This is a genomic window from Nocardia sp. NPDC052316, from assembly GCF_044547795.1.
Taxonomy (GTDB): Bacteria; Actinomycetota; Actinomycetes; order Mycobacteriales; family Mycobacteriaceae; genus Nocardia.
Genome location: NZ_JBIUBB010000002.1, coordinates 620,151 through 635,913 on the forward strand (window position 1 = coordinate 620,151; position 15,763 = coordinate 635,913).

Consider the following 15,763-nt stretch of genomic DNA (forward strand, 5'->3'; position numbering starts at 1 on the left):
TCAGTAGCCGTTCGCTAGGTACTGTTCGGCGTTGTCCTTGGTGACCACCGCGGAGAACGTCGTGATCTTCGCGGGCACATCGTGTTCGGCGAGATCGCCGAGCGCCCGGCGCTGCCCGAGCAGCCGGGCCAGCGCCACCGCCGAGGACGCCATGGCCGGGCTGTAGAGCACGGTGGCCTGCAGCGGTGAGTTGCCCGCCTGGATCTCGCGCATGGCCTGGGCTGAGCCACCGCCGCCGACCATGACGAACTCACCGGACCGATTCGCCTGTTTGATCGCGCCGAGCACGCCGATGCCCTGGTCGTCGTCGTGGTTCCACATCGCGTCGATCTTCTTCGTCGCCTGCAACATCTGACTGGCGACCTGCTGGCCGCCCGCCGCGGTGAAATCGGTGGATTGCCGTGCCGCGACGCGGAATCCGGCGGCGGCGATAGCGTCCTGGAACCCTCGGCTGCGTTCCTGGGTGAGCTGGAGATTGTCGATGCCCGCGATCTCCACGATCACCGGATCGGTGATGCCCGCGTCCTTCATCTTGCCGACGATGAAGGTGCCTGCGTTGACGCCCATTCCGTAGTTGTCGCCGCCGATCCAGGTGCGGTAGGCCAGCGCCGAGGCGAAGACCCGATCCAGGTTGATCACCGGAATCCCGGCGGCCATCGCGTTTTTCGCGACCTCGGTGAGCGCGTTGCCGTCGAACGGCAGCACCACGAGTACATCGACCTTCTGGTTGATCATCGACTGCACCTGCTCGATCTGGCGACTGACGTCGTTGGTGCCCTCGGTGACGTTCAGCGTGAGGTCGGCGAACTTCTCGGCCTGCGCTCGCGCGTTGCGGGTGACCGCCGCGGTCCAGCCGTGATCGGCGGCGGGCGCGGAAAACCCCACGCGCACTTGCTTTCCCGCAGCGGAGTTGTCGCCGGTGCCGCCGGCCACCTGCGTGCTGGCGGTGGTGTCGTTCGAGGTGCACGCGGCGGCGAGGACGCCTGCGCCCGCGGCGAGGCCGGAGAGCAGGATGCCGCGGCGGGGGAGCGAGAGTGTGGAGCCCATGATGTTCCTTGGTGAGAGTTCAGGTGAGGGTGGGGACCGCGCGGGCGCGACCGAAGCGCTGGAACAGCAGGACGGCCACGATGATGGCCCCCTTGCCGATCGCCTGGATGGGTTGTTCGAGGTTGTTGAGGATGAACAGGTCCTCGATCACGGTGAAGACGAGGACGCCGAGGATCGAGCCGGTGATGGTGCCGAAGCCGCCGCTGAGCAGCGTCCCGCCGATGACCACCGCGGCGATCGCGTCCAGCTCGTAGAGCTGGCCGTTGGTGCTGGTGCCGGTGGTGGTCTGCGCGGTGAGCATGACGGCGGCGATGCCGCAGCACAGGCCCGACGCCGCGTAGAGGAGCAGGGTGTGCCTGCGCACGTCGATCCCCGCCAGCCGGGCCGCCTCCGGATTGCCGCCCACCGCCGCACTGCGTCGGCCGAAGGTGGTGCGCTCCAGCACGATCCAGCCGATCGCGACCACTAGGACGAAGAGATAGACCAGCAGCGGAATGCCGAGCACCCGGTTCTGTGCGAGGGCGAGCAGGTCGGTGGTGACGAGCTGGGATTGCCGCCCCGAGATCTGCTCGGCCAGCCCGCGCGCGGCCACCATCATGGCCAGCGTGACGATGAACGGCACCAACCGGCCGTAGGCGATGAGCGCCCCGTTCAGTACTCCGCAGCCGAGGCCGACGAGGAGCGCGCAGAGCACCATCCCGGCCACCCCGTAGGACTGGGTGGCGGTGGTGGTGCACCAGACCGAGGCCAACGCGATGATCGCGCCGACCGACAGGTCGATGCCACCGCCGATGATCACGAACGTCATGCCGACGGTCACCACGCCGATGACCGAAGCCAGGGTCAGGATGGTGATCATGTTGCCGGTGCTGAGGAAGTCCTCGCCCTTGGTCAACGCCCCGACGAGCAGTAGCGCGATCAGCGCGACGATCAGCGTCAGGTGTTTGCGTAGTTCACCGCGTCCGGCCTTGCGGCGGCTGCCGGGCGGCGGAACACCTTCCGCCGCAGGAGGTTTCGCCTCGGTGTGCACCGTGGGTGTGCTGTGGATGCGTTCGGTCACAGCGCACTCCCTTCCATGATCATGGCGATGATGTCGGGCTCGGTGAGCTCGGCCGCGGCCGCCGCGTGGATGATCTCGCCGTCGCGCAGCACGAGCACCCGGTCGGCCAGCCCGAGCAGCTCGGGCAGGTCGCTGGACACCAGCAGCACCGCGACACCCCGTTCGGCCAGCCCGCGGACCTGCGCGTACACTTCGGCGCGGGCACCGACATCGACGCCGCGGGTCGGCTCGTCGAGCAGCAGCACCCGGCAGTCCTCCAGCAGCCAGCGGGCCAGCACCGTCTTCTGCTGATTGCCACCGGAGAGCCCGCGCACGGGGTAGTTCGGGTCGGCGGGGCGGACGCCGACCCTGGCGAGCACGCCGCCGGTCTCCGCGCGTTCCCTGCGGCGGTCGAACCAGCCGAACCGGGAATAGCGCGGCAGTGCCGCCGCGGAGATGTTGCGCCCCACCGATTCCAGCAGGAACAAGCCCTGCGATTTCCGCTCCTCGGGCGCCAGCCCCATCCCGGCGGCCACCGCGGCGGTCGTGCTGCCCGGACGGACCCGGCGACCGTCGACCTCGACCAGCCCCGCCGACGCGGGCCGTGCGCCGTAGATCGTTTCCAGCACTTCCGAGCGGCCCGAGCCGACCAAGCCTGCGAGACCGACGATCTCGCCGGCGCGCACCGCGAACGAGATATCCCGGAAGCGTCCGGTCAGGCCGAGTCCGCTCACCCGGAGCACCTCGGCGGCGTCCGCCGGGTGCGACGGCTGTTGTGCGAGTAGTTCTTCGGCGCCGTTGCCGCCGGTCATCAGCGCGACGACCTGGTCGGTGCCGGTGGTGCGGGCGGGTAGTCCGGTGGCGACGGTGCGACCGTCCTTCAGCACGGTGATCCGGTCGCCGATGGTGCGGATTTCGTCGAGCCGATGCGAGATGTACACGACCGCAACGCCATCCGCGCGCAACTGATCGATGATGCGGAAGAGATTGGCCACCTCGTCGTTGCCGAGCGCGGCGGAGGGTTCGTCCATCACGATCAGGCGTGCGTTGTAGGACAGCGCCCGCGCCATGCTGACCACCTGCTTGGCCGCCGCGGGCAGTGTGGCGACCAGCGTGTCCGGCCGGAGCTCCCCGTGCCCGAGGCGCTCGAGCAGGGCGGTCGCGGCGCGGGCGGTCGAGGCGCGGCGGGTGAATCCGGCGCGGGCCTGTTCGTGCCCGAGGAAGATGTTCTCGGCGATGTCGAGGCCGTCGCACAGGTCCAGTTCCTGGTAGATCGTGGCGATGCCGAGCCGGGTGGCGGCGGCGGGGCCGGACAGCCGCACCGGTGTGCCGAGCCAGTGCAGTTCGCCCGCGTCCGGATGATGCGCTCCGGCAAGCACTTTGATCAGCGTGGACTTGCCCGCGCCGTTCTGCCCGAGCAGGCAGTGCACCTCACCGGCGCGGACGTCGAGATCGACGTGATCGAGGGCGCGCACGCCGGGGAAGTCCTTGACGATGCCCCGCATGGTCAGCACGGTGTTCATGGCCGGGTTCCTTGCCGTGTCGTCAGGCGACGCTGAAGATGTGATCGCTGATCAGCCGCGCGGCGCCGATCACCCCGCCGAGCTCGGCGAGCTCGGAGAGCACGATCGGCAGATTGCCGGTGGCCAGCGGCGACGACCTGCGGTAGACCACGCTGCGGATCTCCGCGAGCAGCGGATGCCCGAACCCGGTGAGCCCGCCCGCGATCACCACCAGGCCCGGGTTGAAGAAGCTGACCAACCCGGCCAGCGCGGTCCCGAGATGGGTGCCCGCGTCTCGAATCATGGCCACCGCCAACGGGTCTCCGGCCGCGGCGGCGTCGGCCAGGTCTGTCGCGGTGAGTGCGCCCGCGGTGGCGAGGCGGTCGGTCAGGAACGGTGACCGCGCGGCGCGGGCGGTGGCCTCTCTGGCCAATGCGGCGCCACCGGCGTACGCCTCGAGGCAGCCGCTGTTTCCGCAGGCGCAGACCGGTCCGTCGTCGGTGATCCGCAGGTGGCCGATGTCGCCGGCGCTGCCGGAGACCCCGCGGTAGATGCCGCCGTCGACGACGATGCCGCAGCCGATTCCGGTGCCCGCCTTGACGAGCAGGAAATCCGCCACCGAATGTGCGGAGCCTGCCTGCATTTCACCGAGCGCCAAGATGTTCACATCGTTGTCGACCAGCACCGGGCAGCCGAGCTCCTGGGCGACGGCCTCGCGCACCGGAAAGCGGTGCCAGCCCGGCATTATCGGCGGTGCGACCGGCATGCCCTCGCGGAAGCTCACCGGGCCAGGCACGCCGACGCCTGCCCCGTGCAGCCGCCCGGACATGCTCGGGTCGGCGCGTAGTTTGCCGAGCAGATCCAGGGCGCGCTCCAGCACCGCGGCCGGTCCCTGCCGGATATCGCACGGCTCGGACAGCTGCCCGAGCACGCGTAGTTCCCCGTCGGTCACCGCGACGTCGATGGATGTCGCACCGATATCGATGGCCGCGAAACGCAGACCCGACGCCAGCGTGGCGATCGCCGACCGCCGGCCGCCGCTCGACGCCGCCAACCCGCCGGCCTCGACCAATCCGAGCGCGGCGAGCCGATCGAGCTCCACCGCGAGCTTGGACCGGGACAGCTCCATCGGCTGACCCAACTCCGACCGCGACTGCGGCCCCCGATCCCGCAGCAGCCGCAAAATCCGGGCCTGGTGGGCATTTTCAGGTCGTGCCGCGATCCGCATCAGATGCTTCTTTCTCTGCAACTGAGCGAATTCAACCGCACTTCGACGCGTTCTGTGGGTGCTTTCGACAGATCGAGACGAAGTTTGTTCTCTGACAGGACAAAGCGGGTTGTCGGGTCGAATCGCGCTGGATCGCGCGAAGATCAGCTCATGGTGGCGGCGCTGCTCTCGAGCACGAACTCCACGTTCTCCAGCCCGTCGCCGGTGATCCGGAACAGCGTCGGCCGGAGCTCGGCGCACTCCGGCTCGGCAGTGGAGATGTCGCGCCGCAACCGCTCGGCCATCGGGGAATCCGCAGGCGTCACGAGCAATTCATCGGCGCAGCGCACGGCTACGACGAGGTCTTGCCAGCCGGTCGCGTCGGCAACCCAGGTGTGGAACCTGGGCAACAGAATCGCGGAACCACCCTGAAAGCTGTCCTGCCGGAACACGCGAGCAATCGGACCGTCTTCGGTGTCCCAGCCCTCGAGGCTCAGTCCGTCGGCCAGGGCGATGGCCGCGTTGGTGAACTGCGTGACGACATCCTCGCGGTCGGCGAAGTCGTGATTCAGCAGGGGCACCTGCGCGATGGTGCCGCGCGGGGTCTTCGCCATGCGCGCCAAGGTGGCGTAGACGTGCTCACCGAGCTCGAGGTACTCCATCGCGTCCCGGACGATATCGCTGCCGGGCAGTGAACGGCTGCGCAGCACGGGCAGGACAACCCCGTCCGCGGTGCTCTCCTCGATCAACGCCGTCGCTGCCGGATCCGCGGCGCGACGCTCGATCTCGGCTTGCAGGGCGACGCGCGCCGCGGCGAACGCCGCATCCCAGCCGTCCGCCGCGGGACGTTCGAACAGGTAGGACAGATCGACCGCGCCGAAGGTCTGCTCGATGAACACGGCGTCCGCCGCCGACGGCTGCCACTCCGCGACCACCGCCGTCACCTGCTCGGCCCCAATGCCGTGCTCTGCGACCAACTCCTGCCATGCACGCCGCACCGCGTGCTCGTCCTGCGTGTGCACCATGGCGAGGAAACCGTCGTCGGGGTCGGCACCCACCATGAACACGACGACGCTTTCCGTGGGGTCGACAACTGTCATCAAGCACTCCCGATCCGATCCGATCCGCCAGGTGGCAGCGCCCACTTCAACACAGGCGACGGACCGCCCCTGATTTCAGGGGCGAACCGCGAAGGGGAAGATGGTTCGATGACCGGAGCAACGGATCGCAAGGGAAAGGTGGGCCGACCACCGCGTCTCTCGCAGGACGCCATCGTCGTCGCCGCCGATCGACTGCTGCGGACCGAAGGCGCCGACGGTCTGTCGATGCGACGGTTGGCGAAGGAACTGGGCAGCACGCCGATGGCCTTGTATCACCATGTGCGGGACAAGGACGCGCTCCTGCTGCTGCTGTTGGAGTCGCATGCCCGCCACATTCCGCGGCGAGAATTCTCCGACGACCCGCGTGCGCGGCTCCTCGAAGTCGCCTGTGCCCTGTACGAGGGCCTTGCCGAGCGTCCGTGGATCATCGAGGTATTGACCGCCGACCCGCTGTTCGTGCCCTCGGCGATGGGGATGGTCGAGCTGATGGTGGCCGCGGCTGTCGAGTGCGGCTGCGGCACCGAGGAGGCCGTCGACGTGTACCGCACCATCTGGTACTACATCGTCGGTGACCTCATCATCCGGGTGAACCGGGAGCGCAGGAAGGCGCGGCTGGAGTCGGTCACCGACCCGACCATGGATCGGCTCGACGCCGAAGAGCTGCCGACACTCGCCGCGATCGCCGATCAGTGGGGTGAGCTGACCTATCGCGATACCCATCGGAAAGGGCTGGCGGCCATAGTGAACGGGCTCCTACCGCCGCGCTAGCCGGAGCCCGGCCGCACAGCCGTCACCACACCACGACCGAGCGCAGTACGTCGCCGTGCCGCATGGCGGTGAACGCCTTCTCCACCTCGTCAAGCGAGATACGTTCGGTGACAAAGCGTTCCAAGGGGAGCCGACCCTGGCGGTGCAGATCGATCAACATCGGGAAGTCGCGTTCGGGCAGACAGTCGCCGTACCAGGACGATGTCAACGCCCCGCCGCGCGAGAACAGATCGATCAGCGGAATATCGAGGGTCAGCTCCGGGGTCGGCACGCCGACCAGGACGACGGTGCCCGCCAGGTCGCGGCCGTAGAAGGCCTGCTTCCAGGTTTCCGGGCGGCCGACGGCGTCGATCACGACATCGGCGCCGAAGCCGTCGGTGAGTTCCTGGATCCGTTCGACCACGTCCTCGGCGCTCGCGTCGATCAGGTGGGTGGCGCCGAACTGCTCGGCCCAGGCGAGCTTTCGGGGGTCGCGGTCGACGGCGATGATGGTCGCCGCCCCGGCGAGACCAGCGCCTGCGATCGCGGCATCGCCGACACCACCGCAGCCGATCACCGCGACGGTGTCCCCGCGCGAGACATTGCCGGTGTGCATTGCCGCGCCGATGCCCGCCATCACGCCGCAGCCGAGCAGACCGGCGACCGCGGGGTCGGCGGCGGGATCGACCTTGGTGCACTGTCTTTCGTGGACCAGGGTTTTGTCGGCGAACGCGCCGATGCCCAACGCGGCGGTGAGCTCGGTGCCGTCGGTGAGCGTCATGCTCTTGCCCGCATTGCTGGTGTCGAAGCAGTACCAGGGTCGCCCGCGCCGGCACGCGCGGCATTCGCCGCAGATCGCCCGCCAGTTCAGGATGACGAAATCGCCTACGGTCACGTGGGTGACCGCGTCGCCGACGGTTTCGACCAGGCCCGCGGCCTCGTGGCCGAGCAGGAACGGGAACTCGTCGTTGATGCCGCCCTCGCGGTAATGCAGGTCGGTGTGGCAGACGCCGCAGGCCTGCACCCGCACCACCACGTCGTGCGGGCCGGGATCAGGGATCACCACGTCGACCAGCTCGACCGGGGCGCTGGTGCGGCGGGCGATGACACCGCGAACGGTTTCGGACACAAATCCTCCTACGGGGTGGCGATGGCCGCGGGCCGCCGCTCGATCTGCTTGCGGTACCTGGTGAACAGGCGTGCGTTGTCGATGGCGAAGACGGCGACCGGTACGCCGTCGCGTTCGTAGAGTGCGGTGCACGACGGTGTGGACGGGTCGCCGTCGACGAACCGCAGCACGTCGTCCGGTCGGCGGTAGCCCGCGAATTGGATCATCCGGCCGTACTGGCGTGACCAGAAATAGGTGGACGGCACGGGATGCGGTGGCGCGCCGGTCAGCACGGCCGCGACGATCCTGGCCTGAGCGGTGGCGTTGGACCAGTGCTCGCAACGATGGAGTGCGCCGAGCTCCTCGTGGTAGGCGCGGGCGCAGTCGCCGATGGCGTAGACGTCGGGAACCGTTGTGCGGCACTGGGAATCGGTGACGAATCCGTTGGCGATGTGGAGCGGCGAATCCTGCGCCCATTCGGTGTTGGGGACCGCGCCGATACCGATGATCACGGCATCGGCGGGGAGTAGCGTGCCGTCGGTCAGCCGGACCGCGCCGACACGGTGGTCGCCCACGAACTCGGCAACGGCGACGCCGGTGCGCAACCGGACACCGTTGGCGGCGTGCAGATTCGCGCACAGTGCCCCGAGGCGTGGGCCGAAGACACCGGCGAGTGGGTCGGCGGCGAGCTCGACGACGGTCGCCTGCACGCCGAGAGTGACCGCGGTCGAGGCGATCTCGGCACCGATCAGGCCCGCGCCGACGATCACGACGGTGTGTGCGGTGTGCAGGGCGGCGCGGATCGCGCGGGCGTCGTCGACGGTGCGCAGGGTGTGGATGCCGGTCAGTGCTCGTGTGCCGGGTAGTGATCGAGCGCGGGCCCCGGTGGCGAGCACCAGTGATTGCCCGGCGACCACCGTGCCATCGTCCAACGTGACGCCGGGACCGGTTGGGGCCGAGGTGATTCCGACTGCGCGGCGTCCGAGCAGCCAGCGGGTCCTGGAATCCTCGGTGCCGTCAGCGAGGGCGATATCGACCTCGCCGTGCAGGAATTCCTTCGACAGCGGTGGGCGGTCGTAGGGCGGATGTGGCTCGTCGCCGATGACGGTGACGTCGCCGTCGTGGCCATGCGCGCGTAGCTCTCGCACCAGCGAGTACCCGGCCAGTGAGGCGCCGACGACGACCACGCTCGCGCGCAAGGCCGACCGCAACGTACTCATGACGGCTCTGTCGAGACCACGACCGCGCCGTCGAGCACCCGCACCGCATAGGTGCGGACCGCGACCTTGGCCGGTGGCCCCGAGACCCGCCCGGTGCGTAGATCGAAACACGATTCGTGCAACGGACATTCGACCGTGCAGTGCTCCACCCAGCCGTCGGCGAGCGACGCGTCCTGATGGGTGCAGGTGTCGTCGATCGCGAACAACCCTTCCTCGGTATGGAATACCGCGATCGGCGTGCCGTGGTCCGGTCGCACGGTGGCGACCGCACCGACCGGTAGGTCCGCAAGACGCGCGACGAACAGCTCCGTCCTGGCGGGCGCCGGCTGTTTCGCAAGGGATTCCATAAACCCTCCAAGAGTTGCTTAGAACGCAACTGATATCGCAATACGCAACAGTGTGCGCCGGTCGGTCGCACCCGTCAACCCCCGAATCGCCCTGTGAACAACAGGTTTCCACCTGTTGACAGCGCGCCGCCGCAGGCGGACTATTTGTTGCGTAATAAGAATTCGTTGCGCAACAAGCAACATCGGAGGCATCCTGTGGCTAACCCGAAAGTTGTCATCATCGGAGCCGGGATAGTCGGGACATCGCTCGCCGATGAAATGACCGCCCGCGGTTGGTCCGATATCACCGTGCTCGACCGGGGGCCACTTTTCCGCACCGGCGGATCCACCTCGCACGCACCGGGTTTGGTGTTCCAGACCAACCCGTCCAAGACGATGACCGAGTTCGCGAGGTACACCACCGAAAAGTTCGGCGCACTCGGCGATTCGGACGGGCGAGTCTTCGACCCGGTCGGTGGGCTCGAGGTGGCGACGACCCCGCAGCGCTGGCGCGACCTGCACCGCAAGGCGGGCTGGGCGCAGTCGTGGGGCATCGAGGGGCGCCTGCTGGATGCGTCCGAATGCGCGGCCATGTACCCACTGCTCGATATCGACCAGGTTATCGGCGGATTCCACACTCCGGCAGACGGTTTGGCGAACGCGCTGAACGCCGCGGCAGCCCAAGCACGGTCGGCGATCGGCCGTGGTGCGCGTTTCCTGCCGAACCAGGAGGTGCTCGGCATCGCGGACCGCGGTGGCCGAGTGGTCGGCGTGCGGACGGCCGACGGTGTGCTCGCCGCGGATATCGTCGTCTGTGCGGCGGGATTCTGGGGTGCGGAGCTGGCGCGAAAGGTCGGCCTGGTCGTGCCGCTGGTGCCGATGGCCCACCAATACGCCAAAACCGGGCCGCTGGTCGCGCTGGCCGATCGCAGCCGCGCGGCGAGCCTGCCGATCCTGCGTCATCAAGATCAAGATTTGTATTTCCGCGAACACGGCGACCGCATGGGCATCGGCTATTACGGCCACGCCCCCATGCCGGTGGACATGTCCACGTTGGAATCGGCCACCGCCGCCGAGGCGATGCCCTCGATGCTGCCCTTCACCGAGGCCGATTTCGCGCCCGCCTGGCGGGAATCGGTGACATTGCTCCCCACGCTCGGTGATTCGAAACCGGAAGAAGGTTTCAACGGGATATTTTCCTTTACCCCCGACGGCTTTTCGATTATCGGCGAGCACCGTGACCTCGCGGGGTTCTGGGTCGCCGAGGCCGTATGGGTCACCCACTCGGCCGGCGTGGCCAAGGCGACCGCGGAATGGATCATCGACGGCGCCTCGGGCACCGACGTGCACGAGTGCGATCTCTATCGTTTCGAGGACGTGGCGCGCAGCGATCAATTCATCATGCGGACGAGCTCGCAGGCGTTCGTCGAGGTCTACGACATCATCCATCCGCACCAGTACCGGACGGCGCTGCGTGGACTGCGGACCAGCCCGTTCTACGGTCGCCAGCAGGAATTGGGCGCGTTCTTCTTCGAGGGTGGCGGCTGGGAGCGCCCCGCCTGGTACGAGGCGAATGCCGCACTGGCGCACCGTCTTCGCGCCGACGGCCTGCCGTTCCCGGACCGCGACGAGTGGTCGAGCAAGTTCTGGTCGCCGATCGCCGTCGCCGAGGCGCACTGGACCAGGGAGCGGGTCGCGCTGTTCGACATGACGCCGCTGACCCGATACGAGGTCGCCGGCCCCGGTGCGCTGGAACTGCTCCAGCGGCTCACCACGAACAACCTGGACAAGAGCGTCGGCTCGGTGACCTATGCGCTGCTGCTCGACGAGACGGGCGGTATCCGCAGCGATCTCACCGTCGCCCGGCTCGCGTCGCACCGGTTCCAGGTGGGCGCCAACGGTCCGCTGGACTTCGACTGGTTCAGCAGGCATCTGCCCGCCGACGGGTCGGTGCTGTTGCGCGACATCACCGGCGGCACCTGCTGTATCGGCGCGTGGGGCCCGAACGCCCGAGATCTGGTGCAGCCCTTGTGCTCCGGCGATCTGTCGCACGAGGCCTTCAAGTACTTCCGGGCGTTGCACACCTATCTCGGCGCCATCCCGGTCACCATGTTGCGCGTGTCCTACGTCGGCGAGCTCGGCTGGGAGATCTACGCGAGCGCCGAGTACGGCAACGCGCTGTGGGACCTGCTGTGGGCGTCGGGCGGTGCGCACGACGTCATCGCGGCAGGCCGGATCGCCTTCAACAGCCTGCGGGTCGAGAAGGGCTACCGCAGTTGGGGAACCGACATGACCGCCGAGCACCTGCCCGCCGCCGCGGGTCTCGACTTCGCGGTGCGGATGAGCAAGCCCGACTTCATCGGCAAGAGCGCTCTGGCACAGGCCGCGCCACCGGCAAAGCTCCTGCGCAGCATTGTCTTCGAGAGTTCCTCGGCGATCGTCCTCGGCAAGGAGCCGGTTTACCTGGACGGCTTGTGCGTGGGATACGTGACCAGCGCGGGCTACTCGGCCACGCTCGGCCGCTGCATCGCCTACGCGTGGCTACCCGCGACGGTCGCGGTCGGCGACACCGTCGAGGTCGACTACCTCGGCTCCCGCTATCCGGCGACGGTGCACACCGAGCCGGTGGTGGATCCCGAGATGGCCAGGATCAAGAGGTGACGGCATGACCACGCCCACAACGGGTTACGACGTGATCGTGATCGGCGTCGGCGGCATGGGCAGCGCCGCCGCCTATCACCTCGCGGCCCGCGGTCAGCGCGTGCTCGGGCTGGAGAAGTTCACGCCCGCGCACGACCGAGGCTCCAGCCACGGCGGCTCCCGCATCATCCGGCAGTCCTATTTCGAAGACCCCGCCTACGTTCCGCTGCTGCTGCGTGCCTACGAACTGTGGGAGCGGCTGGCCACCGACGCCGATCGCGAAGTCGTCCGACGCACCGGCGGCCTGTATCTGGGCCCACCGGACAGTTTGACGGTCGCGGGCAGCCTGCGAGCGAGCCGCGAATGGTCGCTGCCGCACGAGGTTCTGGACTCCGTCGAGATCAGGCGGCTATTCCCGCTTTTCACGCCCGCACCCGACGACATCGCGGTATACGAGTCCAACGGCGGATTCGCGCGACCCGAACTGACCGTGCGAGCGCACATCGATCTGGCCTTGCGGGCCGGCGCGACCCTGTCGTTCGGCGAGGAGGTACTGCGCTGGGCGGAGACCGATTCCGGCGTGACGGTGACCACGACCAGGGCTACTTACCATGCGGATCAGCTCGTCGTCTGCCCCGGCGCGTGGGCGCCACAGTTGCTGGCGGACTTCGGCATTCCGATCACCATCGAACGTCAGGTGCTCTACTGGTTCGATCCGGTCGGCGGGACCGCGGCGTTCGAAGACCAGCCGATCTATATCGCCGAGGACGCGTCCGGCACGCAGATCTACGGCTTCCCGGCCATCGATGGACCGGCGGGTGGGGTCAAGACCGCGTTCTTCCGCAAGGGCATCGTCTGCACGCCGGACACCATCGACCGGGTAGTGCACCCCCACGAGGTCGACGAGATGCGCGACCGCGTCGCCGCCCTGGTGCCTGCCGTGTCCGGTCCGTGCGTGCACACGGCGACCTGCATGTACTCCAACACCCCCGACCAGCACTTCGTGATCGCCCGCCATCCGGGCGGCACCCGGGTCACCATCGCCTGCGGTTTCTCCGGTCACGGTTTCAAGTTCGTCCCGGTGGTCGGCGAGATCCTGGCCGATCTGGTCATCGACGCGAAGACCGCGCACCCCATCACACTTTTCGACCCGCAAAGGTTGGTGACCAGTGGAAACAACCTCGCATGACAAACCTGGCGCGGCGACGGACGCGCCACCGGCGCTGATCCCGACCCTGGGCGGCAAGTGGTACGTCGACGACGGTGTCTTCGCGGCCGAGCAGGAGCGGCTCTTCGAACGAATGTGGTTCTGCGCCATCCGAACCGGCGATATCGAGCGGGCCGGACAGTTCAAGCGGGTGCAGGTCGGCCGCGAGAGCGTGCTGATCGTGCGCGGCCGCGACGACACGCTGCGCGCGTTCCTCAACATCTGCCGCCACCGCGGCGCGATGCTGTGCACCGAGGACAGCGGACAGGTGCGGCGCAACCTGCAGTGCCCGTACCACGCGTGGACCTACGCCCTCGACGGCACCTTGATCGCCGCGCCGAACATGGGTGCCCTGAAGGACGCCACCGGCGCGGACATCGATCGGGTCGCCTACGGGCTCGTCCCGGTCGCGCTGCGCGAATGGCTCGGCTACGCCTGGGTCTGCCTGGCCGACGAGCCCCCGTCGTTCGAGCACGACGTGATGGGCGCGGTCACCGAGCGCCTCGGCGACCCGGCCGCGATCGACGCGTACCAGATCGACACCCTCGAGGTGGGTCGCCGAGTGGTCTACGACGTCGCGGCGAACTGGAAGCTCATCGTGGAGAACTTCATGGAGTGCTACCACTGCGCCACCATCCACCCGGAACTCACCGAGGTGCTGCCCGAATTCGCCAAGGGTCTGGCCGCACAGGTGTTCGTCGGCCACGGTGCCGAATTCGGACCCGATATCGCCGGATTCACCGTCGACGGCTCGCCGGGTTTCGACCGGCTGCCCGGGGTTACTCCCGAACAGGACCGTCGCTACTTCGCGATAACCATCAGGCCGACGGTTTTTGTCAATCTGGTCCCGGATCACATCATTTTCCACCGGATGTTCCCCGTGTCGGCGGACCGCACTATCGTCGAGTGTGATTGGTTGTATACCAAAGATGTGGTGGCCTCGGGACGAGATGTGTCCCGTTCTGTCGAATTGTTCCACCGGGTCAACGAGCAAGACTTCGCGGCATGCGCGCGAACACAACCGACCATGTCCTCCCGCGCCTACCGTAAGGGCGGGGTGCTCGTGCCCGCCGAGCATCACATCGCGGAGTTCCACGAATGGTTGTCCTGTCGGATCGGTGACGTGAGGTGAATGTGATGAATGGCGACCCTGATCTACTCATCGGCGGTCGATGGACGCACGCCGCGGACGGCGGGCTGCGCCAGATCACCGACCCGGCCAACGGCGCGGTCGTGGCCACGGTGGACGAGGCGACACCGCGGGACGCGCGCGACGCCGTCGCCGCCGCCCGCGCGGCCTTCGACGCGGGGAGTTGGGCCGCCACACCGCTGATCGACCGGGTGGCATTGCTGTTGCGGATCGCCGACCTGCTTGCCCGCGACAAGGAGCGGTTGGCCAGGCTGGAGACGGCGGACACCGGCAAGACGCTGGTGGAGAGCCGGATCGACATCGACGACGTGATCTCGGTGTTCCGCTACTACGCCGGCTTGGTCGGGGTGCAGTCGGACCGGCAGGTCGACGTGGGTGATCCGGCGGTGATCAGCCGGGTGGTGCGCGAGCCGATCGGGGTGTGCGTGCTGATCGCGCCGTGGAACTATCCGCTGCTTCAGATGTCGTGGAAGGTCGCGCCCGCGCTGGCCGCTGGCTGCACGATGGTGCTCAAGCCGAGCGAGGTCACGCCGCTGAGCACGATCGAGTTCGCGCGACTCGCCGAGGAGGCGGGTGTTCCCGCCGGGGTGTTGAACCTGGTGCAGGGGAGCGGCGCGGTACTCGGTACGGCGTTGACCGACAACCCGGAGGTCGATTTCATCTCATTCACCGGCGGGCTCGCCACCGGCCGGACGATCAGCCGGGTAGCCGCCGAGCACGTCACCAAGGTGGCGGTGGAGCTCGGCGGCAAGAACCCGCACATCGTCTTCGCCGACGCCGAGTGGAACAGCGCCGTCGACCACGTGCTGACCGGGGTGTTCCTGCATTCCGGGCAGGTCTGCTCGGCGGGCACCCGGTTGATCATCGAGGAGTCCATCGCCGACGACTTCGTCGCGGAGCTGGCGACCAGGGCCGAGCGGATCCGGGTCGGGCCCGGCCTCGACCCGGCGAGCGAGACCGGCCCGCTGGTCTCCGAGGAACACCGCGAGAAGGTGGAAGCCTATGTCGCGCTGGGTATCTCGGAGGGCGCGAAGCTGGTGACCGGCGGCGCGAGGCCCGACGATCCGGCCCTGCGCGACGGCAGCTTCTACCTGCCGACCATCTTCGACCGGTGCGACCGGTCGATGCGCCTGGTGCAGGAGGAGACCTTCGGGCCGATCCTGACGGTCGAGCGATTCAGTACCGAGGCCGAGGCGATCCGGCTCGGCAACGACACCGAATACGGTCTCGCGGCGGGGGTCCGCACCTCGGATGCGGCGCGCGGCGAGCGGGTGGTGCGCGCGCTGCGCCACGGCACGGTGTGGCTCAACGACTTCGGCTACTACACCGCGGGCGCGGAATGGGGTGGATTCAAGAGATCCGGCAACGGCCGCGAGCTCGGCCCGACCGGATTGGCCGAATACCAAGAGATCAAACACATTTGGCACAACACGGCGCCAAAGCCCGCGGAGTGGTTCAAGGGCGTCTGAA

General features: G+C 68.2%; 13 protein-coding genes. 5 read left to right on the forward strand and 8 right to left on the reverse strand.

The window, feature by feature from the left end:
- The 5 genes from ACIHA7_RS09590 to ACIHA7_RS09610 form a co-directional block, all read right to left on the reverse strand.
- Positions 1-1,047, reverse strand: a complete 1,047-nt coding sequence (locus tag ACIHA7_RS09590; protein WP_397287498.1) for a substrate-binding domain-containing protein — start codon at positions 1,045-1,047, stop codon at positions 1-3.
- A 19-nt stretch (positions 1,048-1,066) separates the two neighbouring features.
- Positions 1,067-2,107 (reverse strand): ABC transporter permease, encoded by a 1,041-nt coding sequence (locus tag ACIHA7_RS09595; RefSeq protein WP_397287500.1) that lies wholly within the window; start codon positions 2,105-2,107, stop codon positions 1,067-1,069.
- On the reverse strand, positions 2,104-3,609 hold the full coding sequence (locus ACIHA7_RS09600; protein WP_397287502.1) for a sugar ABC transporter ATP-binding protein: 1,506 nt from the start codon (positions 3,607-3,609) through the stop codon (positions 2,104-2,106). Before ACIHA7_RS09600 ends, ACIHA7_RS09595 begins: the two co-directional genes overlap by 4 nt.
- A gap of 22 nt (positions 3,610-3,631) precedes the next feature.
- Entirely contained in the window at positions 3,632-4,816 is a 1,185-nt protein-coding gene (locus ACIHA7_RS09605) for an ROK family protein (protein ID WP_397287504.1), read from the reverse strand.
- 143 nt (positions 4,817-4,959) lie between these two features.
- Positions 4,960-5,895 carry a hypothetical protein gene (locus ACIHA7_RS09610; RefSeq protein WP_397287506.1) on the reverse strand — a complete coding sequence of 312 codons (936 nt, stop codon included), beginning with the start codon at positions 5,893-5,895 and terminating at the stop codon, positions 4,960-4,962.
- 108 nt (positions 5,896-6,003) lie between these two features.
- Between ACIHA7_RS09610 and ACIHA7_RS09615 the strand changes: the two genes are divergently transcribed.
- Positions 6,004-6,663: a TetR/AcrR family transcriptional regulator gene (locus ACIHA7_RS09615; protein WP_397287508.1), complete on the forward strand. Its 660-nt coding sequence runs from the start codon at positions 6,004-6,006 to the stop codon at positions 6,661-6,663.
- 22 nt (positions 6,664-6,685) lie between these two features.
- Here the strand turns inward: ACIHA7_RS09615 and ACIHA7_RS09620 are convergent, their stop codons facing one another.
- The 3 genes from ACIHA7_RS09620 to ACIHA7_RS09630 are packed head-to-tail and all read right to left on the reverse strand — an operon-like array spanning position 6,686 to position 9,317.
- The gene (locus ACIHA7_RS09620) at positions 6,686-7,771 is read right to left on the reverse strand and encodes an S-(hydroxymethyl)mycothiol dehydrogenase (RefSeq protein ID WP_397287510.1); all 1,086 of its coding nucleotides are present in this window, start codon (positions 7,769-7,771) and stop codon (positions 6,686-6,688) included.
- An 8-nt stretch (positions 7,772-7,779) separates the two neighbouring features.
- Positions 7,780-8,970: an NAD(P)/FAD-dependent oxidoreductase gene (locus tag ACIHA7_RS09625; RefSeq protein WP_397287512.1), complete on the reverse strand. Its 1,191-nt coding sequence runs from the start codon at positions 8,968-8,970 to the stop codon at positions 7,780-7,782.
- On the reverse strand, positions 8,967-9,317 hold the full coding sequence (locus ACIHA7_RS09630) for a bifunctional 3-phenylpropionate/cinnamic acid dioxygenase ferredoxin subunit (RefSeq protein ID WP_397287514.1): 351 nt from the start codon (positions 9,315-9,317) through the stop codon (positions 8,967-8,969). The genes ACIHA7_RS09625 and ACIHA7_RS09630 overlap by 4 nt, the downstream gene beginning before the upstream one ends.
- A gap of 195 nt (positions 9,318-9,512) precedes the next feature.
- Between ACIHA7_RS09630 and ACIHA7_RS09635 the strand changes: the two genes are divergently transcribed.
- From ACIHA7_RS09635 to ACIHA7_RS09650, 4 genes are read left to right on the forward strand one after another with little or no spacing between them, the layout of a single operon-like run.
- Positions 9,513-11,957 (forward strand): FAD-dependent oxidoreductase, encoded by a 2,445-nt coding sequence (locus ACIHA7_RS09635; protein WP_397287516.1) that lies wholly within the window; start codon positions 9,513-9,515, stop codon positions 11,955-11,957.
- A 4-nt stretch (positions 11,958-11,961) separates the two neighbouring features.
- On the forward strand, positions 11,962-13,125 hold the full coding sequence (gene solA, locus ACIHA7_RS09640; protein ID WP_397287518.1) for an N-methyl-L-tryptophan oxidase: 1,164 nt from the start codon (positions 11,962-11,964) through the stop codon (positions 13,123-13,125).
- Positions 13,106-14,275, forward strand: coding sequence for an aromatic ring-hydroxylating dioxygenase subunit alpha (locus ACIHA7_RS09645; RefSeq protein WP_397287520.1), 1,170 nt, complete (start codon positions 13,106-13,108; stop codon positions 14,273-14,275). Before solA ends, ACIHA7_RS09645 begins: the two co-directional genes overlap by 20 nt.
- Positions 14,276-14,280: 5 nt before the next feature.
- On the forward strand, positions 14,281-15,762 hold the full coding sequence (locus tag ACIHA7_RS09650; RefSeq protein ID WP_397287522.1) for an aldehyde dehydrogenase family protein: 1,482 nt from the start codon (positions 14,281-14,283) through the stop codon (positions 15,760-15,762).
- Position 15,763: the final 1 nt, after the last annotated feature.